The organism is Staphylococcus sp. Mo2-1 (assembly GCF_046721385.1).
Classification (GTDB): domain Bacteria; phylum Bacillota; class Bacilli; order Staphylococcales; family Staphylococcaceae; genus Staphylococcus; species Staphylococcus equorum_A.
This window is the reverse complement of the sequence record NZ_JBEUUK010000001.1, coordinates 2,155,299-2,176,789: the sequence shown is the minus strand read 5'-3', so window position 1 is coordinate 2,176,789 and position 21,491 is coordinate 2,155,299. Positions and strand designations below refer to the sequence as shown.

Below are 21,491 nucleotides of genomic sequence, written 5' to 3'. Positions count from 1 at the left end.
TACAGTGACGGGTATGCTTTTATTTTTATATTAATATGTTGAATACCTTTTGAGAAATTAAATTAAATGCAATTTTTAAATAACAACGTTGTTATTTTTAATTAAATCTATTATAATTAGGAATTGTGAATTCGCTTTCATAAGTTATTAAGGGATGGGAGGACATGAAATTGTCATTTTTAAGCGAACATCTACCACTCATTTCACTCGTAATAGGGGTTGCCTTACTATTATTCTTAAATATTAAGCTCAAAATCAATAGTATTCTAGCACTCATTTTTTCAGCAATAGTGGTTGGTTTTATAAACGGGATGAAACCTGTTGCAATATTAGACACGATTAAAGAAGGATTAGGATCAACGTTAGGAAGTCTTGCACTTATTATTGGATTTGGTGCAGTACTTGGTAAATTAATGGTGGATTCAGGTGCGAGCACAACGCATTGCATCAACACTTATAAATAAATTTGGTGCTAAACATGTGCATTGGGCATTAATTATTGTAGGTGCTGTATTTGGGATTTCTGTATTTTATGAAGTGGCATTTATGATTTTAGCACCATTAGTAATTAGTATTGCTGTGGAAGCAAAAACACCATTTATGAAGTTAGCTATTACTATGGTTGTCGCCACGACACTATCTCATAGTATATTCCCACCTCAAGCAGGGCCAACTGCACTTGTAGATGCTTACAATGCAGATATGGGTATGGTTTATATATTAGGCATTATTGTCTTTGTACCTAGTGTAATTATGGCTGGTGTTGTATTGCCTAAGTTTATGAAGAAAATGGATTACCCAGTACCTCCGTTATTAAAAAAGAACAAGGTTTTTTCTGAAAGTGAAATGCCAAGTTTTGGAATGAGTTTATTTATACCACTTATTCCTGCTATTTTAATTTCTATTTCAACAATTCTAAGTTTATTTATAACTGAAGATACATTATTACATGAAGCTGTGACATTTATAGGAAGTGCAGAAATCAGTCTTATTATTGCTATTTTAACTGCTATTGTTATCTTCGGTCTTAGAAAAGGTAAAAATATGGATGACATGATGAAGACATTTGAAACTGGCTTGAAAGGTGTTGCAACGATTATATTCATAGTCGGTGCAGGTGGTGCGTTCAAAGAAGTTATATTAGAAGCTAATGTTGGGAACTATATAGCAGACATTATGAAAGATACTAATATTTCACCACTTATCATGGCTTGGCTCATTACAGCGTTAATTCGTATTGCTACTGGGCAAGGTGTAGTTTCAGCGATTACTGCAGCAGGTATTGTAGGACCACTGATCCCTACATTTAACGTAAGTCCAGTGCTTATGGTTCTTGCTACTGCGGTAGGTAGTAATACCATTACACACGTAAATGATGCTTCATTTTGGCTATTTAAAGAATACTTTAATATTTCAATAAAAGACACTTTTAAAACATGGGGCGTCTTATTATTGACGACATCAATTACTGGATTAATTGTTGTTCTAATACTAGATTTATTTATGTAATCACCTTACTAAAAGCATAATTATATATTTGAGTAACATCATAAAAAGCAGTATCTGAATGGATTAAACACAATTCCTTGTAGATACTGCTTCATTTGTGTATAAATACAATAAAAAAGTAAAATAAGGGTAAATTTGTGATTTGAAAGGCGATGAATTGGCTGAAAGTGTTGGTGTTACAACGTTTGAAGGCCATTAAGCGTAAAAGTGATATTTAATGTGAATATACTTTTAATGAATAAATGAGTAACATCGTAAAATGACACGCTATGGACTTTATCTATAGGACTGAAGGCGAATGAATTGTGCCATATCTTTATACATTAAGTAAGCCTAATTTGTATAAAGATACTTTTATATACAGTTATTACCGATTGAAAAGTCGATTTGACTTGAGTTTTTATATGCGTATAATAACTTCGTATACAAGAGTTTGTATAAAAAGTGCATTCGCCTTGTTTTGAACGTAAAATAAATTAGCAAGCACGCAAATAAAATGGTAGCAGTTTATGAATTATTTTATACTTTGTAAGCGTTGCTTTCTTATTGTTAACAAGTAACGTTAAATATTGTATTAACGAGATTTATTCCCCGCATGATTTCATATCTAATTATTAAAATTTGATACAGCATTTTACGGCGAAGTTTATCTTTTTAAATGTACTAAGCAAATCAATAAAGATTAAAGCTAAAATTTACGTAAAAAACATAATTCTAAAATAGTAAATGAAAAATCTTAGATAGTGATAATTAATATTAAGCAAACTAAGTGAAAAGTAAACTTAGTTTGCCTTTTTATGAAAATAATAGAGCGGTACTACCATGAAATAATTACATAACAAATTTTTTACAAGCCAACAGGCACCAAGTCATACAACATATATACATTCTGTAGTTTGACATCGCAGTATTTAAAGAAATGTTAAATCTGTATATAATTTGTAAAAAGGCTTTAAAACAATCGTTTATTTAATTATTATTTTAATTAGTCTTTGACTAATTGTAAAATTACGTGTATGATTTATGGATATTAATTCAAAATTTAGAATATTTATAGAAAAGGGATGAGGGTTTCGATGAATGATTTATTTGCACTAACAGATCAATACAGTTCGAACAATTATAGCCCACTTAAACTGGCTTTAACGAAAGGTCTAGGTGCTAAAGTTTGGGATGTTGAAGATAATAGCTACATTGATTGTATTTCAGGTTTTTCAGTCGTCAATCAAGGGCATTGTCATCCGAAAATTATAAAAGCATTTCAAGAGCAAAGCGAAAAAATAACTATGGTGTCACGTGCATTATATAGCGACAATTTAGGCAAATGGGAAGAGAAAATATGTTCCCTTGCCAATAAGGAAAAAGTGTTGCCTATGAATACAGGCACTGAAGCCATTGAAACGGCAATTAAGATTGCACGTAAATGGGGATCTGATGTTAAAGGTATAGCGGAAAACCAAGGCGAAATTATTGCAATGAATGGTAATTTCCATGGTCGTACACTAGGTGCCTTATCGCTATCTTCGCAAGAAAGTTATAAAAAAGGTTTTGGACCTTTGCTAGATAATATGCAATATATGGATTTCGGAGATATCACTCGCTTGAAATCACTCATTAACGAAAATACAACAGCAATTGTACTTGAGCCAATCCAAGGTGAAGGTGGCGTCAACGTACCGCCAGATTATTTCATCCAAGAGGTTCGAAACTTATGTGATGAACATAACGTTCTATTTATTGCAGATGAAATACAAGTTGGTCTTGGTAGAACAGGTAAGATGTTTGCAATGGAATGGGAAGGTGTAGAACCAGATATCTACTTATTAGGTAAGTCACTTGGTGGTGGTCTTTATCCGATCTCAGCAGTGTTAGCTAATGATGACGTGATGAAAGTACTTACACCTGGCACACATGGTTCGACATTTGGAGGTAATCCACTTGCATGTGCAGTATCAATGGCGGCATTAGATGTGTTAATTGATGAAAACTTAATCGAACGTTCTGCTGAACAAGGACAAAAATTACTTAACCATTTACAGCTGATAGACAGCAACATCATAAAAGATGTGAGAGGCAGAGGATTATTTATCGGCATTGAATTAACTGAACCAAGCACAATCTTATTGTCAAGAGATGATTGAACAAGGTGTGCTATGTAAAGAAACACAAGGAAATATTATTAGACTTGCACCACCACTTGTTATTGAAGATGAAGACATTGATAAAGTTATAAAAGTAATAACAGAAGTTTTAGAAAAAAAGTAACGCATAACACTTAAAAAAGTTCGAATATTCAGAAAGGAATGAACGTCATGATAGAAGTTGGGATAGTAGGAGGAAGTGGTTATGGTGCGGTCGAATTAATTCGATTATTACAGCACCATCCAGATGTAAAAATTAAATATATCTTTTCACATTCTAAAGCGGATGAACCAATAAAAGAAACATTTCCTCACTTAACTCATTTAACGCATCGCTACGAGGCTTTAGACACTGAAACAGTTGACTGTGATGTGATGTTCTTTGCTACACCTTCAAATGTAAGTAAACATATAGCGCCTGATTTGGTAGAGAAAAATATAAAAGTCATCGATTTATCAGGTGATTTCAGATTAACTAATAGAGATGTCTATCAACAGTTTTATGGTGAAGCGACTGCGACACAACAACAATTAGATGATGCAAATTATAGTATTGCAGAATGGTCTGAAGTAGATCAAAACAATACACAACTTGTAGCTAATCCAGGTTGTTTTCCTACTGCTACATTATTAGCGTTACATCCGTTAATAGATCAAAAAATAATTCAACAAGACTCAATTATTATAGATGCCAAAACAGGTGTTTCAGGGGCTGGAAGGTCACTGGCACAACACGTCCATTACGCTGAAATGAATGAGAACTTGAGTGCTTATGCGATTGGTAAACATAAGCATAAGCCTGAAATAGAACAGTATATCTCGCATTTAGCAGATGAAGATATCAAAGTAGTATTTACCCCACATTTAGTACCAATGACACGTGGCATACTTTCTACGATATATGTGAAGTTAAACAAGCAAACTACTAGCGAAGATTTACATGCAACTTTCAAGCAATATTATGATAGTAAACCCTTTGTACGCATTAGAGATTTAGGTAATTACCCTAAAACTAAAGAAGTATATGGTAGTAATTACTGTGATATTGGTATGTATGTTGACGAAGAAACACAAACAGCAGTGATTGTCTCTGTTATTGATAACTTAGTCAAAGGTGCAAGTGGCCAAGCGATACAAAATTTAAACTTAATGTATGGATTAAATGAAGCAACAGGGTTAATACAACTACCTGTATATCCGTAATATAAAAGAAAGGTGAGATGGGATGAAAGATATTGAAACGTTAGATACACTCAACCAATTGAAAATAGATTTACAAGGTGATGTAAGTTCTCCATTAGGTTTTATAGCCGGAGGCATGCATGTTGGATTAAGAAGAAAGAAAAAAGACTTTGGATGGATATACTCTACGACAGCAGCTGCAGCAGCAGGTACTTATACACTGAACCGTTTTAAAGCAGCGCCGTTAAAAGTTACTGAAGAAACGATTAAAAATAATCAATCGTTACAAGCCATTGTAGTGAATTCAGCAAATGCTAATTCATGTACTGGTGAAAAAGGTATTCAAGATGCCAAAGACACTCAAGCATGGGTAGCAGAGCATTTGAATTTATCCAAAGAGAGCGTAGGCGTTGCATCTACGGGCGTTATAGGATCGTTTTTACCTATGGATAAGATACAACATGGTACACAAAATGTCTTAAAAGAACAATATAATCAAAGCGAGTTTTTCAATCAAGCGATTTTAACAACGGATACATTTACTAAACATTTATCTGTGCAAGTTGAAATTGATGATATAACTGTAACAATTGGAGGAACAGCTAAAGGTTCAGGCATGATTCATCCGAATATGGCAACAATGCTGTCATTTATTACGACAGATGCCAAAATTGATGCGGACACGCTAGACAATTGTTTGAAACAAACGATTGATAACTCTTTTAATATGATTACAGTTGATGGAGATTCTAGTACAAACGATATGGTGCTTGGCTTAGCAAATGGACAAGCGAACCATAATAAACTCGATACGTTACACCCTGATTGGGAAAAGTTTGAATATGCATTAAATTTCGTGAGTCAGTATCTTGCTAAATCAATAGCTAAAGATGGTGAAGGTGCAACGAAATTAGTTACGGCTAAAGTTAAAGGTGCAAATGATGTTGCAGAAGCAAGAAAAATTGCTAAAAGTATTGTATCATCAAGCCTTGTGAAAACAGCAATTCATGGCGAAGATGCCAACTTTGGAAGAATCGTTACAGCAATGGGCTATGCTTCTGAAGACATAGAACCAAGTCAGACGAATGTTTCTTTATGTAATGTGCCTGTTGTTGAAGAAGGCATGTCAGTTGAATTTGATGAGTTACATTTAAAAAAACAATTAGAAGCAGATAACATTTATATTGAAGCATCAGTCGGTAATGGTGAAGGCGCAGCTTCGGCATATGGTTGTGACCTATCATATGAATATGTACGTATCAATGCTTCATATAGAACCTAAGGAGTGTGACCAATGAGCTATATTGTAATTAAAATAGGTGGCGACACTCTGACAAATCTACATGATTCAACAATAGAAGACATTGCACTTTTAAGACAACAAGGATTTAAACCCATTATTGTACACGGCGGTGGACCTTTTATTAATGAAGCTTTGGAGCAACAAGGCGTGTCTACACAATTTAAAGATGGTTTGAGAGTAACAACGCGTGAAGTACTTGCAGTGACAAGTCAGACATTAATTGGATCAGTGAATCCAACGCTTGTTAGCAAAATTAATAAATCAGATATTCAAAGTATTGGTATAAATGGCGTAGATGCAAAATTATTTGATGTCATCCCATTAGACGATAAATATGGTTATGTCGGTGAACCTACAGATGTCGATACTTCTGTACTTGCTTCGTTAACAGAACAATTTGTACCAGTCATTGCATCTATAGGTCAACATAGAAGTACAGGGCAATTGTATAACATTAATGCAGATACATTAGCATATAAAATCGCACAATTTTTACAGGCGCCAATTTATCTATTAAGTGATATTCCTGGCGTCATCATTGATGAAAAAGTGCAAGCTACACTGAATGCTGAACGTATCAATCACTATATTGATCAAGCGTCAATATATGGTGGTATGATTCCTAAAGTTCAAGATGCGATTCAAGCGATTGAATCAGGCTGTGAAAAAGTAGTCATTGCTCGCAGGTAATGAATCACATATTATTAAGAAATTACAAAGTGGTCAAAACGTTGGTACAACCATCCAACAATAGTACGACCAATCATATATTTAAAAAAAGGCTAACTATTTATTAACAATAAATAGTTAGTCTTTTTTAGCTTGGGAATCACCTCAAATCACTGCAATTTTTAAAAATACAAGTTCAATCATTCATTACAATGCTATATAATCGCCTATTATCCTCAGTTTCCCTAAATAAACCAAATACATCCATGAGTCTCAAATATCTTCTCAAAAGACCTCTATATCCCTTGAGGTGTTAATACCATATTTATCCTCGTCAATTATAAAATTTAAGCTAGCGTGATAATTATTTTTCTTATCAATTCTCACACCAAAGCTATCATAATCAAATGAATAATAAATATCATTTAAGTTATAATAATTTAAAATGAAATTGTAGGACAATTGAAAAAGTTTAAAATTATTTGTAAAACTGCTAAGATATGTGGCTCTAGGTTTCAAAGATTTAAATCATACTAAATATCTCGGAATTATTAAATAATAGGTTGAATATTCAGAAAGTTCCATCTATAATGATTTTTAAATCTTTATAGGAGGCATACACATGACAACTGAAATTTTAAAAGGTGAAAAAGGAAACTTTAATCTTCAAGATTATGAACATACATATAATAACTTTGATTGGAAAGAAGCGGAAAAAGCATTTTCTTGGTATGAAACAGGAAAAGTAAATATGGCATATGAATGTATAGACCGTCACGTAGATAACGGTAAAGGGCAAAAAATTGCCTTGAATTATAAAGACAGTGCACAAGAAGCATCTTTTACTTTCGAAGAATTAAAGCTAGCTTCAAATAAAGTAGCGAATCTATTAAAGACAGAAGCTAACGTAGAAAAAGGCGATAGAGTGTTTGTGTATATGCCTAGAATGCCAGAACTGTATTTTTCATTTTTAGGTATTTTAAAAACTGGAGCAATATGTGGTCCATTATTCGAAGCATTTATGGATCAAGCAGTAGAAGAACGTTTAAGCAATGCGGATGCTAAAGTCTTAGTTACAACAGAAGATTTATTACCCCGTGTGCCTTACTCAAAATTACCAGACTTAGAAACTATTATAGTTGTGGGTGACAATGTATCACCAGAACATATTGATTTTCATACAGCGTTCAAGCATGCGAGTGATAGTTTCGACATTGAATGGCTAAATCGTGAAGACCCACTTGTATTGCATTACACGTCTGGGTCAACTGGCCAACCTAAAGGCGTCTTACATGCACAGGATGCGATGATTGTGCATTACATTACAGGAAAATATGTATTAGATTTACAAGAAGATGATATTTATTGGTGTACTGGAGATCCAACTTGGGTAACAGGATCGTCCTACGGCATATTCAGTCCTTGGCTTCACGGCGTAACAAATTGTGTCATAGGTGGAAGATTCTCTCCAGAATTATGGTATGAAATGATAGAAAAATATAAAGTTACATTATGGTATACCGCACCTACAGCATTACGTATGTTGATGAGTAAAGGTGAGACATTCACTAAGCAATATGATTTATCAACTTTAAGAAGTATTTTGTCAGTCGGTGAACCTTTAAACCCAGAAGTGATTCGTTGGGGCAATGAAGTATATGGCAGACGTATACTAGATACTTGGTGGATGACAGAAACCGGTGGATTAATGATTGTGAATTATCCAAGTCAGACTATTAAATTGGGTTCTATGGGTAAACCATTACCAGGTATTACAGCAAGTATTGTCGATGACGAAGGTAATGAATTACCTCCGAATACATTAGGTAATTTAGCGTTAAAAGCAGGATGGCCTTCCATGATGAGGAAAATATGGAAAAATGAAGAAAAATTCAATTCATATTTTGTGAATGGTTGGTATATTTCTGGAGATTCAGCATATCGAGATGAAGACAATTACTTTTTCTTCAAAAGTAGAGTAGATGATGTGATTATGACATCAGGCGAAAGAGTAGGCCCGTTTGAAGTTGAGTCTAAACTTGTAGAACATCCAGCGATTGCAGAGGCAGGAGTTATTGGTATCCCTGATGACGTAAGAGGTGAAATTATCAAAGCATATGTCACATTGCGTGAAGGCGTAGAAAAAACGGATGAACTTAAAGTTGAAATAAGACAATTTGTTAAGACTGGTTTAGCCGCACATGCCGCACCAAGAGAAATTGATTTTATGGATAAATTACCGAAAACAAGTTTTGGTAAAATTATGCGTCGTGTCTTAAAAGCTTGGGAATTAGATTTGCCGACTGGAGATTTAAGTACGATTGAAAAATAATTTTCAACTAATATCCGATTAAATTTATCTGATTAATATAAAAATATTTTACAAAATAAATGAAAAAATAAAATCACAACCATGAAATATAAGCATAAGCGTGACTTAAACTCATAGGAGGTAATACAATGGGAAAAAAACAAATACATTTTAATGGCTTTATTCAGAACTCACCAACACCACATGCAATTGGTCTTTGGAAACATGACAAACATGAAGGCGCACAACATGGCACCATCGATTATTGGGTGAAGCTTGCAAAGCTTTTTGAAAAAGGGAAGTTCGATTCACTATTTATCGCTGATGTATTAGGAACGTATAGTGAATATGGCAATGATTATAAAACAGCTGTACAACATGCCGTACAAGTTCCAGATCATGATCCATTATTAGTGATATCTGCTATGGCGCAAGCAACAGAACACGTAGGATTTGCACCAACTGTATCTACGACTTATTTTCAACCATATGATATTGCGAGAAAATTTTCTACATTAGATCATTTAACACATGGCCGAATTGGTTGGAACGTTGTGACATCTTATTTAGGAAGTGAAGCGGAAAATTTAGGATTAACAGAACGTATGCCTAAAGAAACAAGATACGATCGTGCAGACGAATTTTTAGATGTAACATATAAATTGTGGGAAAGTAGTTGGGAAGATGACGCCGTTGTAAAAGATAAAGCAACCAACACGTATGCAGATCCAGATAAAGTACATTTAATTAATCACAGTGGGCGTTTCTTTAATGTCCCTGGGCCACATATTGTAGAGCCATCTCCACAGCGTACACCAGTATTATTTCAAGCAGGAGCTTCGGATAAAGGACGTAACTTTGCAGGTAAACATGCAGAAGCAATCTTTGTCGTGAATCACTCACTTCAAGGCCTAGCTAATGATGTAAATGACATTCGTTCTAGAGCAACACAACAAGGCAGAAATAAAGAAGATTTAAAGGTGTTTACTATGATTGTTCCCGTTATTGGTGATACGGTAGAAGAAGCAGAACAATTACATCAAGAGTTAATCGAACATATCACTTATGAAGGAACTGTCGCTTTATTAAGTGGACACACAGGCATAGACTTTTCTCAATTTGACCCAGATCAATATTTAGAAGATATTGAAACAGATGCGATTCAAAGCTTGTTAGATATTTATGCGAAAGATCCAACACGTAAATGGACGTTGAAAGAAGCTATTAAGCATCATGGCTTAGGTATTGGCTCAGTTCGCTTTGTCGGCACACCTACGCAAATTGCTGATGAAATAGAGCACTGGGTTGAAGTTGCTGATGTAGATGGGTTTAATATTGCGTATGGAACGATACCAAATTCATATGAAGATTTCATAGAAAAAGTGGTTCCAATATTACAAGAACGTGGCGTTTATCGTAAAGATTATGATGAAGAAAATACAACTCTTAGAGAAAATTTATTCGGTAAAGGTGAAAAGTATTTAAGATCTACGCATCCAGGATCACAATATAAACCGCAATTTAATAAGCAATATAGTTATAGTACAGCAGAAATTTAAATTCAATAGAAACAACATGCATAACAATAAAATGTTTAGTTTTTAAAAATTGAGATCCTGTCAGGTGTCTGAGAAAGTATAAGCAGTTTGAATAAATAAAGGAGGACATTAAAGATGGCAAGTGTAGCAATCATTGCAGGTGGAAATAAATTACAATCTCGTTTAACAGGTATTGTCGAGTATGCTGAAAAATATCTAGAAGATGAAGGTATTGATACAGATGTTGTACATGTTCATCAATTAGACGCAGAAGCGTTGATTACAGCGGATTTTTCTAATGCATCTATTAATGAAACGCATCAAAAAATAGAAAACGCAGATGGTATCATTATCGTATCTCCTGTATTTAAAGCAGCTTATTCAGGTATTGTTAAAACGTATTTAGATTTATTGCCAAGAGGCGCTTTCACAGGTAAGACAGTATTGCCATTAGCATTAGGCGGAACCTTTGCGCATGTATTAGCAATTCAATATAGTTTGGATCCAGTGATTAAAGAACTAGGTGCAGACACAATTCACAAAGGCAGATTTATATTAGATAAACACATCACTTCAAATGAAGACGGCACTTATGATTATGATCAAGAAGCCAAAGATGGATTAGATAAAACATTAAAAAAGTTTGTCAGTGACAAATCACAAGTCAGAGAATAATATGTTGAATATAAAAAGGATGGAAGCGAGACATTATTTATGTCACGCACCCATCCTTTTTTATGTATAAATTTATAAAGATACTAAAGACCATTGATGTTTGTCATCATAAGTTAATTTGAAGTCTTGTGTTTCAATAGCTATCGGAAATGCAGTAGATGCTTTATCGGAAAAAATCCATTTTTTATTTTCAGGTGTTAACAAAATATAACTCTCATCCTCTGAATCACACATAAAATTTAAAGCTTCTGGAGAAAATGAATGCCCTTCATGTGTTGTAAGATGGTGATTGGTTAAAGCTTGATACACATCATCCGGCTCATTACAGACAAATCCAACTTCACTAATTCTTGAAAATTCAGGTTCATCCGTCATATTAGATACTCTTGCAATGAGTTCGACAATATTACCTGAAGGATCATTAAAATAAACTGAATGTGCAACGAAAGATTCAAAATAAGTTGTATGTTGGCCATCTTCCATCAATAAAAATAAAATATTTTGATAGTGTTGTTTCATATCGTAAAAATGATTGTAAGGAATATCTATTGCAAAGTGGTAAAACGGTTGATTGATTTCTTCGGATTTTTGAAAATTTAATTGAGTTTCCCCAATTTGAACAATAAAAGAATCGTGATCAAGAACTTGAACAGGACATTCTAATGTTTCTTCGTAAAACTGCAAAGTTTCTTCCAACTCAGAGGTTAATAACGTAACGTTTTTAAATTTCATTTGTAGATCCCCATCCAATCCATTGTTTAGTTTGGCAAATAAATTTAATTAATAAGTTAATTGTACTTTATCAAAATATTAAGGAGTATGATAATATAACGAAGTTATAAAGTAAAAATACACTTTAATCTATTGAATATCCCAGGTGTTTTGTAGTATTAATAAATAAATAAAACAGACTAAATGCTAATCAAAGCACTTAGTCTGTTTTATTTATTTATTAAGTTTCAACTAAATTAGAAGAAAAACAGTGTGAAGATATATGCACTAATACCTGCGAGTGCACAATATATGAGGGCAGGCGCTAGTGTTTTTCTAATTACGCCACCTTCTTCACCCGGCATATTTACCACGGCACACACTGCAACAACATTATGAACACAAATCATATTACCTGCAGCGCCACCAATAACTTGTGCGACTAATACAGTAAATGAATCAGCACCAATTGCGTTTGCGATGTTCATTTGAATTGGTGAGAATGTAAGTGTTGATACTGTTGCGCTTCCTGTAATAAAGGAACCTAAAGCACCTAAGAACGGAGCAACAAATAACCAAACTGGGCCTAAATATTCGGACATAGCATTAGCTATATATTCAGGCATACTAATTAAGTCATTAGCATTAATACCAGAGTTAATGAATACGTGAACCATTGCGAGTGTCGCAATAAGTGTAATACCAGTTATTTTAATCGTTTTTAAGGATTCTACACTAGCTTCAGCCATATCCTTAAATGGTTTTTTCTGAATAATGATAGCAAATATTGCGGATAGTAATAAGATGGTTCCTGGTGAATACAATACTTCCCAATCTGATGAAATACTTTCAAAATTCATAATGTTAGTCCAAGTTAAATCTAAAACACTTGTTGTGAATTCTTTAATAAATGGTACTGTTCTAGTAAGTAATAATAAGACAACTACCATTAAATATGGTGCCCAAGCAGTAAGTAAACTCATTGATTCTTCTGATTTTTGCACTTCTGCAGATTCATCTAATGCGTCTTTCCACTCAGTCTTAGGTAATAGCCAACCTTTGCTTGCAGTTACAACTGCTACAACAAGTCCAGTCAACGAACCTAATATTGCTACGAACTCCGGACCAAATAAAAATGCATAAGCAAATGCTGAAACCGCGTAAACAATACCGATTAAAGCGAGCCATGGTATCATTTCAAGTATAGATTTCATTTTATTTTTCTTACCAAAGAAGACAACCATAGTAATGATTAAAATAATTGGTATAAAAATACCGCTTAATAAATCTAATGTAGCAATGCGTTCAGCTGTTGATTGGAAAAATCCACTGTCAGCATCTTGCAATGTACTAAGTCCAACTATGACAGGTGTGCCAACCGCACCGAATGATACGGCAACACTATCTGCAATTAATGCAGTAGCCACAGCGACCATTGGTCTAAAACCTAAAGCTACCATTAATGGTGCTGTCACCATAGCAGGAGTACCAAAACCTGATGCGCCTTCAATGAGTGACCCAAATAAGAATGCCACGATAATGACTTGAACACGCATATCCCCAGATATTTTTTCAAAACCTGCGTTAATACGATCTACAGCTCCTGTTTGTCGTAATGTATTAAGTAGTACAAGTGCACCGAATAAGATATATAGAATCGTAAACGTTTTATGTGTACCTTGTAATAATGAGGCAATTATAACATTACCTTTCATACCCCAAACAAATATTCCCAATAATGTAACAACAATTGCACTGATTATCATACCTTTTAAAGCTGACATACGAAGTAGCACTAAAAAGATAAACGGTACAATTACTGCACTTAAAGCAATTAATAACAGCATATATTTTAACCCCTAACTTACAAAATTAATATCATCTAGTCATATGATGATTAAATCATAATTATTGTAAACGTTTTCAAAATAAAAATCAATCTTCTGTAATTAATATATAACTTAAATAAATTATTAAACGTATCAAAAAAATAGCTATGTAGAATTAATAAAGTGCTATAGAAGTGCTGATTATATCAAAAGTATCTAAAAATAATCATTAATCGAAAGAAAACGAAAGAAAACGAAAATAAATTTGCATTATTAGAAAAAATACAATAATATAAAGACAATATATGAAAGCGTTTTCTATACGATGAAATATGAAAGGCAGCAATTAAAATTTATTTTTATCACTTAGGATTTTAGTATGTTTTGTAATTGTATAAGTAGCCACAAGTTATCAATTTAATTACATAGGGGTGTGTTAAATATGAATAAAAAATTATCGAAAATGGGTATGCCACCAACTTTATTATGGGGGTATATTGGCGTATTAATCTTTATGATGGGTGATGGATTAGAACTTGCTTGGATAAGTCCTTATCTTCATGATCACGGCTTATCCGTTCAACAAACTGCAATTTTAACGACTTGTTATGGTGTGACCATTGCAATTGGATCTTGGTTCTCAGGCGTCTTGGTCGAAATTATTGGACCGCGTAAAGTTATGTTGTTAGGCACAGGGCTGTATATTGTTGGTCATATTATATTTGTAGGATTTGCAATACCTACGATGAATTATGAACTAATGATTCCGTCGTATGCCATTCGAGGATTTGGTTATCCGTTGTTTGCTTATTCATTTTTAGTGTGGGTGGCTTACCGTTCACCTCAAAAACGATTAGGTGCGGCAGTAGGTTGGTTCTGGTTTGTATTTACAGGTGGTTTAAGTGTGCTTGGATCATTCTATTCATCATTCGCAATTCAATGGTTTGGTCATGTGTTCACTTTATGGACAGCTATTATATGGGTTCTTATTGGAACGTTTTTAGCTGTATTTGTAAACAGAGATCAATTTGAAATAGAAGATAAAGGCCATGGTGTGAAAGAACATGTAAAAGAAATGGGTGCTCGGAATTACGATATTAAAAAGAGAACCACGTGTCGCAGTGGCATGTATTGTAAGAATTATTAATCAAGCATCACAATATGCATTCCCGTTGTTCTTGCCTATATATTTAGCATCAAAGGGTATTGAAACAACAACTTGGCTTAATATTTGGGGAACAATTTTTTTCGCGAATATTATATTTAATATAATATTCGGTGCATTGAGTGACAAGATTGGTTGGAAAAATACAATCTCATACATCGGCGGTATTGGTTGTGCTGTGTTCACATTAGGATTGTATTTTGTACCAGAATTATTTACAGGTAATGTATTTGTCATCGGCACTGTAGGGTTTTTATGGGGTATGTGTCTAGCAGGATTTGTTCCAATTTCTGCGCTCGTACCTTCGCTTGTAGGTGATGGCGACAAAGGGCCGGCGATGGCTATACTAAACTTAGGTGCAGGGTTATGTGTATTTGCTGGGCCTGGATTAGTAGCGTTATTCTACGATAGTATTGGCGTAAAAGGCATGATGTACTTAATCTTTGGATTATATGTAGCAAGTGCAATTATGACACGTTTCTTAAAAACGCCTGAAGAGCGTGCAAAGCTTAGTAAGAAAGAAGCAACGTAATCGTAAAAATTATGTATTAAAAAATAAATATTTACCATTAAAAAAGTCTCATTCTAGTTTTAAAACTAGAATGGGACTCTTTTATTTTTAAAAGCTGATTATGCAATCGTTTTGAAATGGGGTGGAAATGAATGACTTATTTTTCTTGGAAGCCACCAGAAATAAATTGAGCAACGATCTGTTTGATTACAGTCACAATTTTAGTTAACAGAATCAATCACCTCCGTCAATTAAGTATTTCAGCGTCATTGTAGTACAAAAAAGTAGTACAATGCGTATTCATACATAACTCAAAAAATAAATTTCACAAGTGTTATTTATTGAAAATTCACAGTGCATAAATGCTTTGAAAAACTGCATAAATGTTAAATTCATTAGTTAAAATGAGTGCTGTTTATCAAATAATTAAAGATAACATTCTAAACTAAAATTCAACAATATACATAATAAAGCATATTTATACTTGTTTTATATGTGAATTACGTATATTATGTATATAAATCTTATAAAAATATTGGAGTGATGAAAATGGGGTTGAACACAACAGCTTTAAATAAGTTACAAGTTTTTAAAGGAGAACACTTTTTGAAAACATGCGATTTTTCAGCAGAAGAATTGAATACATTAATAGATTTTACTGGAGAGTTAAAGGAAAAGAAAAAACGTGGGATCCCTCATCCTTATCTGAAAGGAAAGAATTTAGCGTTACTCTTTGAAAAACCCTCTACAAGAACACGTTCGGCATTTAGTGTTGCTCGCGTATGATTTGGGCGCTTATCCAGAGTATTTTGGCCAAGGTGATATTCACTTAGGTGTGAAAGAATCTACAGCTGATACTGCAAAAGTATTAGGTCGTATGTATGACGGCATTGAATTTAGAGGTTATCATCAAAAAGATATAGAATCTTTAGCTAAAAATGCCAATGTGCCAGTTTGGAATGGCTTGACGAATGAGTGGCATCCAACGCAAATGATTGCGGATTTCTTTACATTAAAAGAAAATTGGGGAACTTTAGAAGGTAAAACATTAACATATGTAGGTGATGCTAGAAATAATGTAGCACATGATTTACTTATCACTGGAGCTATATTAGGCGTTAACGTACATATTGCTCGCACCTAAATCTTTACAACCTGATGAAGCAATTCAAAAGATGGCTAAGGATTATGCTCGCACAATCTCAGAGTGAAATTTTAATTACGGATGACGTGAATCAAGCAATTTATCAAACAGATGCTATCTATACAGATGTATGGTTATCAATGGGTGAGGATCAATCTGTTTTAGAAACCCGTATTAATGAATTATTACCTTACCAAGTAAATGAATCAATGTTATTGAATACGATGAATCCTAATGCAATCGTCTTACATTGTTTACCAACATTTCACGATTTAAACACTGAAGTAGGACAACAGATTTATGAAAAATATGGTTTGTCTGAAATGGAAATTACGGATGACGTATTTCAAGGTGAGCACGCTGTGATATTTGATCAAGCTGAAAATAGATTACATTCTATAAAAGCAATTATGTCAGTGACACTAGGCGATATATTTTAAGCGAAGCAATAGTCGTAGGGGAGGGAATACGAAATCAAATTTCAAATTTTGGTTTCTGTCCCTCCCCATTTTTTTGCACACCTTACGAAGTCATAGCTTGTAGTCTTCAGCACTATTATTTACCGAAAATGTTGGCTCAAAACACTGCCGTGAAACTTTTAATATGACGATGTAGATTGTGAAGTGTCCTAATGGGTGAAACAGATTATTTAATGTATAAAGAAAACTGTTATTTAAGTGAACTAAACGAGGTTTATAATAAAGGGCTTACATAAAAAGCGTTATATCCTTTTGAAAATGTTTTTCATAATGACGAATTGTATTGATTATCATTTTCTTTGCTTGTATATTTATGGTAATTAGGAGGTTAATCAATTATGAGTAAGCTATTTGAGAAAGCACAACAATTCGGTAAGTCCTTTATGTTACCTATAGCAATTTTACCAGCAGCCGGTTTATTGTTAGGTATTGGTGGCGCATTAAGTAATCCAAATACAATCAAAGCATATCCTTTATTGGATATTGAACTATTACAAAATATATTTATATTAATGTCATCTGCAGGTGATATTGTCTTCCAAAATTTACCTGTCATTTTTGCAGTAGGTGTTGCGATTGGTTTAGCCAAAAGTGATAAAGGAACAGCAGGTTTAGCTGCCATGTTAGGGTTCCTCATTATGAATGCTTCAATGAATGGTTTGTTAATTATTACAGATACATTAGCAGACGGTAATTTAGCTAAAGAAGGTCAAAGTACAGTCCTTGGAATACAAACAGTGGAAACAGGCGTATTTGGCGGTATTATAACCGGCATCATGACAGCGCTTTTACATAATAAGTTCCATAAAATATCCTTGCCAACCTATTTAGGATTCTTTGGCGGTTCACGTTTTGTGCCTATTATCACAGCATTAGGTTCTATTATATTAGGTGTCGTGATGTTCTTTATTTGGCCAACTGTGCAAGGTTGGATATTTGGTGTTGGAGGACTTGTAGATAAAACAGGAGTTATTGGTACTTTTTTCTTTGGTTTTATTTTAAGGCTTTTGGGACCATTTGGTTTACATCATATTTTTTACTTACCATTTTGGCAGACAGCGCTGGGTGGTACTTTAGAAGTGAAAGGACAAATTGTACAAGGTACACAAAATATCTTTTTTGCTCAATTGGGTGATCCTGATGTTACTAAATATTATTCAGGTGTATCAAGATATATGTCAGGTAGATTCATTACTATGATGTTTGGTTTATGTGGTGCTTGCATTGGCAATCTACCATACTGCAAAGCCAGAACGTAAAAAAGTCGTTGGCGGATTAATGTTATCTGCAGCGTTAACATCATTTTTAACAGGAATTACAGAACCATTAGAATTCAGTTTCTTATTTGTAGCACCGGTTCTTTATGTCATACATGCCTTTTTAGATGGTTTAGCGTTTATGCTCGCAGACATATTTAATATTACGATTGGTCAAACATTTAGTGGTGGTTTCATTGATTATCTATTATTTGGTATATTGCAGGGCAATGCTAAGACGAATTTCTTGTGGGTAATTCCAATAGGTATCGTTTGGTTTATGCTTTATTATATTATATTCAGATTTTGCATCACGAAATTTAATTTCAAAACACCTGGACGTGAAGAAGGCGAAGCGGCTGAAACTGTAGAAGCAACTGATCGTGCTAAAACGATTATTCAAGGTCTTGGTGGTAAAGAGAATATTGATATCGTTGATTGTTGCGCAACAAGATTAAGAGTTACCTTAAAGACTGATAAAGATGTTGATAGAAAAATATTAGAGTCGACCGAAGCGAGAGGCGTGATTCAGAAGGGGAACGGCGTTCAAATTGTTTATGGTCCCCATGTAACTACGATAAAAAATGAAGTAGAAGAACTATTAGATAGTGAACAGTCATAAACAAGCGTATAATAGTATTGTATGCATGATTCATTTTATATTAATTTGATAAAAAACAGATAATTATGTAATATAGGTTATTAAATGTTAATTATGAAAATATATAGTGATATTAGAAAGAATGGGGTAGAAATATGAACGTTATAAATTTGAAAGACCGCACAACGGCGAGTCAATATGTTGCTATAGAGCTTTTGAAACAAATAAAGTCGCAACCTAATGCTGTGTTAGGACTTGCTACGGGAAGTACAATGATTGATATCTATAAATACTTAGCGGAATTAATTAATGTTAATCACACAGAATTAACTGATGTGGTGACATTTAATTTAGATGAGTATATTGGGTTAGCGGCAGATCATGAACAAAGTTACCATGCTTATATGAAAGAGCACTTATTCAATCATAATAGCACTTGGAACGAAGATAATATTTATTTACCTAAAGGTGATGCAGAAGATGTAGAAAAAGAATGTATTGCCTATGAGCAATGTATACACAATGCGGGGCCAGCAGACATTCAAATCTTAGGTATCGGTGAAAATGGACATATTGGTTTTAATGAGCCATTTTCATCATTTGAAAGTGAAACACGCGTAGTAGATTTAACGGATTCAACAATCAAAGCAAACAGTCAACACTTCGATAATATTGAAGATGTACCTAAACAAGCTATTTCAATGGGCTTAGCATCTATTATGAGTGCGAAACGCATCATTCTAATAGCGTTTGGAAGTAATAAGCAAGATGCAATCCAACAATTAATGGATGGTAAAGTGTCAGAATCACTTCCTGCTTCAATATTGCATCAACATCCGAATGTAGAAGTTATCGTTGATGATTCAGCTTTAAATTAAATAAATATACAAAAGCGATACAAGTTTGTATTGGTTTAGAATGTCGACAAAGTTTCCGACTTTGTTGGCATTTTTTTGTGCGCGCTGTCCGCGGGCGCAACCTCAGCCTATAGTATTCGGCTAGTACATTATTAACTAATGAGGAATTGGACCAAATCGCCGACATTTTCAAGTGGTATTGAGTAATGAATGAACAAAAAATAGATTCAAAAACCAAATACATTTACAGCATTTGGTTTTGAATCTAATTTACGTAACATGTCTATTTTTATTTAATAAATATAGTTTGTATAAAAATTTTCTAATTGGAATTATAAAATCACCAATATATTCTTCTACGTGTGCATTAAAGCCTTTTTTAAATTGCTGTACACCATAATCATCAGAATTTTCACTGAAGTCTCCAGTAATGCCATAAAAATTATATCTTGGAATGTCGTTCTCTATGGCAAATTTAATCATATCCCATTGTAAACGATAAGACCCCATAAATTGGTTGTATTTAGGATTAGAACCACTAGATAGGTAATAAACTTCATCTTTCGTGTATATATAAAATGCAGCAGCTAAATTCAAGATATTTCCTTCTGTTGAAATTAATTCAATCGTCTCATTAATTTTTCTTTCGTAACTGTTTTGTTGTTGCGTTAACTGGTTCAATTTCGTTTTTGTTTTTTTAGAATTAGTGTTTTCTTGTAATTTATTCTCTAAATTTTTAATTTCTAAAAGAAGGTTATCGTTTTTCTTTTGCAATTGCTCGCTTATAATTTTCTAAATTGATATACGCGAGTTTTAACATAGAATGATTAGCATAAATTTTTTGCATTTCCTCAAAATAAGCTTTATCTCTAAATTTAAAATTATGCTTTTCTTCTGCCATTTGAAATAGTTCAAAGAATACATCGGTTTCTGAAATATCCAATGTTTTTATTTCCACACCCATTTCAAAAGTTTTTTTAATATTACGACGTGTCTGATAATCCATTTCTTTTAATATGGTACTTTCACTTTTATCTTTTAAATTTAAAACAGATAACCATCTAATTTGGCTAGTAGTAGAGTAACCAATACTATAACCTTGATGGGCATAACCTAATTTTGATAATGCATTTTTAAGCTTTTCATTATCATAGTGTTCAATTATTTTTCCATCAGTATCTCTAATATTTTCTAAAATATATGGATCTATTAAAGCGAATAATGCTTTTTGAGTTTTTAAATATACTTTTAAATTTTCAAAAAAGAATTTAATTAATATTGGATTACTATAATCTAAAACAGGACCTCTGTGAGAATAAAAGTATTTAAAAAACCTTAATGCCCTAGCTTCTGTTAATAGACAAGTCGCTATCACTTTATCATCTTCTTTAACGCCTACTAAATGTACATCGTTCTTATTCTGATTTCTATAATGAAAATGAGAATAAGACTGGGTATAATGCACAAAATGTTGATTAATAAAATCAGTGAATTCTTTTGCTGTTAATTCTACGAAGTTCATTTTTTCACCTATTTCTTAAATAATAAGAAACCTGGATCAGCAGTCCAGATCCCTAGGATCTAGTGGATTTATAGATATTTATAGATAA

At 33.4% G+C, this 21,491-nt stretch carries 13 protein-coding genes and 5 pseudogenes; 15 read left to right on the top strand and 3 right to left on the bottom strand.

What is annotated here, in order from left to right; translation table 11 throughout:
* The first annotated feature begins 164 nt into the window (after nt 1-164).
* The 9 genes and pseudogenes from ABLV95_RS11105 to ssuE all read left to right on the top strand — a co-directional run bounded on the left by ABLV95_RS11105 (nt 165) and on the right by ssuE (nt 11,328).
* The gene (locus tag ABLV95_RS11105; protein WP_460872088.1) at nt 165-464 is read left to right on the top strand and encodes a hypothetical protein; all 300 of its coding nucleotides are present in this window, start codon (nt 165-167) and stop codon (nt 462-464) included.
* On the top strand, nt 427-1,509 hold the full coding sequence (locus ABLV95_RS11100; protein WP_460872087.1) for a gluconate:H+ symporter: 1,083 nt from the start codon (nt 427-429) through the stop codon (nt 1,507-1,509). Before ABLV95_RS11105 ends, ABLV95_RS11100 begins: the two co-directional genes overlap by 38 nt.
* Nucleotides 1,510-2,585: 1,076 nt before the next feature.
* Nucleotides 2,586-3,774 (top strand): annotated as a pseudogene (gene rocD, locus ABLV95_RS11095) (ornithine--oxo-acid transaminase).
* A 47-nt stretch (nt 3,775-3,821) separates the two neighbouring features.
* The gene (gene argC, locus ABLV95_RS11090; protein ID WP_460872086.1) at nt 3,822-4,853 is read left to right on the top strand and encodes an N-acetyl-gamma-glutamyl-phosphate reductase; all 1,032 of its coding nucleotides are present in this window, start codon (nt 3,822-3,824) and stop codon (nt 4,851-4,853) included.
* 22 nt (nt 4,854-4,875) lie between these two features.
* On the top strand, nt 4,876-6,114 hold the full coding sequence (gene argJ, locus ABLV95_RS11085) for a bifunctional glutamate N-acetyltransferase/amino-acid acetyltransferase ArgJ (protein ID WP_069833115.1): 1,239 nt from the start codon (nt 4,876-4,878) through the stop codon (nt 6,112-6,114).
* Between the two features lie 12 nt (nt 6,115-6,126).
* Nucleotides 6,127-6,889, top strand: a pseudogene (gene argB / locus ABLV95_RS11080) (acetylglutamate kinase).
* A gap of 537 nt (nt 6,890-7,426) precedes the next feature.
* Nucleotides 7,427-9,136 carry an acetate--CoA ligase gene (gene acsA / locus ABLV95_RS11075; RefSeq protein ID WP_460875699.1) on the top strand — a complete coding sequence of 570 codons (1,710 nt, stop codon included), beginning with the start codon at nt 7,427-7,429 and terminating at the stop codon, nt 9,134-9,136.
* Between the two features lie 128 nt (nt 9,137-9,264).
* On the top strand, nt 9,265-10,674 hold the full coding sequence (locus ABLV95_RS11070; protein ID WP_460875697.1) for an LLM class flavin-dependent oxidoreductase: 1,410 nt from the start codon (nt 9,265-9,267) through the stop codon (nt 10,672-10,674).
* Nucleotides 10,675-10,788: 114 nt separating this feature from the next.
* A complete protein-coding gene (gene ssuE, locus ABLV95_RS11065) occupies nt 10,789-11,328 on the top strand; it encodes an NADPH-dependent FMN reductase (protein ID WP_277581968.1) in 540 nt (179 codons plus the stop codon).
* 72 nt (nt 11,329-11,400) lie between these two features.
* Here ssuE and ABLV95_RS11060 read toward each other — a convergent pair whose 3' ends face one another.
* Nucleotides 11,401-12,060, bottom strand: a complete 660-nt coding sequence (locus ABLV95_RS11060; protein WP_460875695.1) for a hypothetical protein — start codon at nt 12,058-12,060, stop codon at nt 11,401-11,403.
* A gap of 236 nt (nt 12,061-12,296) precedes the next feature.
* Nucleotides 12,297-13,886 (bottom strand): L-lactate permease, encoded by a 1,590-nt coding sequence (locus ABLV95_RS11055; RefSeq protein WP_460872079.1) that lies wholly within the window; start codon nt 13,884-13,886, stop codon nt 12,297-12,299.
* Nucleotides 13,887-14,310: 424 nt separating this feature from the next.
* Here ABLV95_RS11055 and ABLV95_RS11050 point away from each other — a divergent pair.
* From ABLV95_RS11050 to nagB, 6 genes and pseudogenes are all read left to right on the top strand, one after another.
* Nucleotides 14,311-15,565: pseudogene (locus tag ABLV95_RS11050) on the top strand (MFS transporter).
* Between the two features lie 528 nt (nt 15,566-16,093).
* Nucleotides 16,094-16,330: a hypothetical protein gene (locus ABLV95_RS11045; RefSeq protein ID WP_460875693.1), complete on the top strand. Its 237-nt coding sequence runs from the start codon at nt 16,094-16,096 to the stop codon at nt 16,328-16,330.
* Complete coding sequence (locus ABLV95_RS11040) at nt 16,317-16,688, top strand: hypothetical protein (RefSeq protein ID WP_460875691.1); 372 nt, start codon at nt 16,317-16,319, stop codon at nt 16,686-16,688. The genes ABLV95_RS11045 and ABLV95_RS11040 overlap by 14 nt, the downstream gene beginning before the upstream one ends.
* 14 nt (nt 16,689-16,702) lie before the next feature.
* Nucleotides 16,703-17,128 carry a hypothetical protein gene (locus ABLV95_RS11035; protein WP_460875689.1) on the top strand — a complete coding sequence of 142 codons (426 nt, stop codon included), beginning with the start codon at nt 16,703-16,705 and terminating at the stop codon, nt 17,126-17,128.
* Between the two features lie 377 nt (nt 17,129-17,505).
* A pseudogene (ptsG, locus tag ABLV95_RS11030) lies at nt 17,506-19,045 on the top strand (glucose-specific PTS transporter subunit IIBC).
* 134 nt (nt 19,046-19,179) lie between these two features.
* Nucleotides 19,180-19,902, top strand: coding sequence for a glucosamine-6-phosphate deaminase (nagB, locus tag ABLV95_RS11025; RefSeq protein ID WP_427706117.1), 723 nt, complete (start codon nt 19,180-19,182; stop codon nt 19,900-19,902).
* A gap of 249 nt (nt 19,903-20,151) precedes the next feature.
* On the opposite strand, the pseudogene ABLV95_RS11020 reads toward nagB, so the two are convergent.
* Nucleotides 20,152-21,403, bottom strand: a pseudogene (locus ABLV95_RS11020) (aminoacyltransferase).
* Nucleotides 21,404-21,491 lie beyond the last annotated feature (88 nt).

Excerpts from the sequence above, each read along its gene's own strand:
- ABLV95_RS11105 (WP_460872088.1), top strand. The coding sequence starts at position 165 with ATGAAATTGTCATTTTTAAGCGAACATCTACCACTCATTTCACTCGTA.
- argC (WP_460872086.1), top strand. The coding sequence starts at position 3,822 with ATGATAGAAGTTGGGATAGTAGGAGGAAGTGGTTATGGTGCGGTCGAA.
- argJ (WP_069833115.1), top strand. The coding sequence starts at position 4,876 with ATGAAAGATATTGAAACGTTAGATACACTCAACCAATTGAAAATAGAT.
- acsA (WP_460875699.1), top strand. The coding sequence starts at position 7,427 with ATGACAACTGAAATTTTAAAAGGTGAAAAAGGAAACTTTAATCTTCAA.
- ABLV95_RS11070 (WP_460875697.1), top strand. The coding sequence starts at position 9,265 with ATGGGAAAAAAACAAATACATTTTAATGGCTTTATTCAGAACTCACCA.
- ssuE (WP_277581968.1), top strand. The coding sequence starts at position 10,789 with ATGGCAAGTGTAGCAATCATTGCAGGTGGAAATAAATTACAATCTCGT.
- ABLV95_RS11060 (WP_460875695.1), bottom strand. The coding sequence starts at position 12,060 with ATGAAATTTAAAAACGTTACGTTATTAACCTCTGAGTTGGAAGAAACT.
- ABLV95_RS11055 (WP_460872079.1), bottom strand. The coding sequence starts at position 13,886 with ATGCTGTTATTAATTGCTTTAAGTGCAGTAATTGTACCGTTTATCTTT.
- ABLV95_RS11045 (WP_460875693.1), top strand. The coding sequence starts at position 16,094 with ATGGGGTTGAACACAACAGCTTTAAATAAGTTACAAGTTTTTAAAGGA.
- ABLV95_RS11035 (WP_460875689.1), top strand. The coding sequence starts at position 16,703 with ATGAAGCAATTCAAAAGATGGCTAAGGATTATGCTCGCACAATCTCAG.
- nagB (WP_427706117.1), top strand. The coding sequence starts at position 19,180 with ATGAACGTTATAAATTTGAAAGACCGCACAACGGCGAGTCAATATGTT.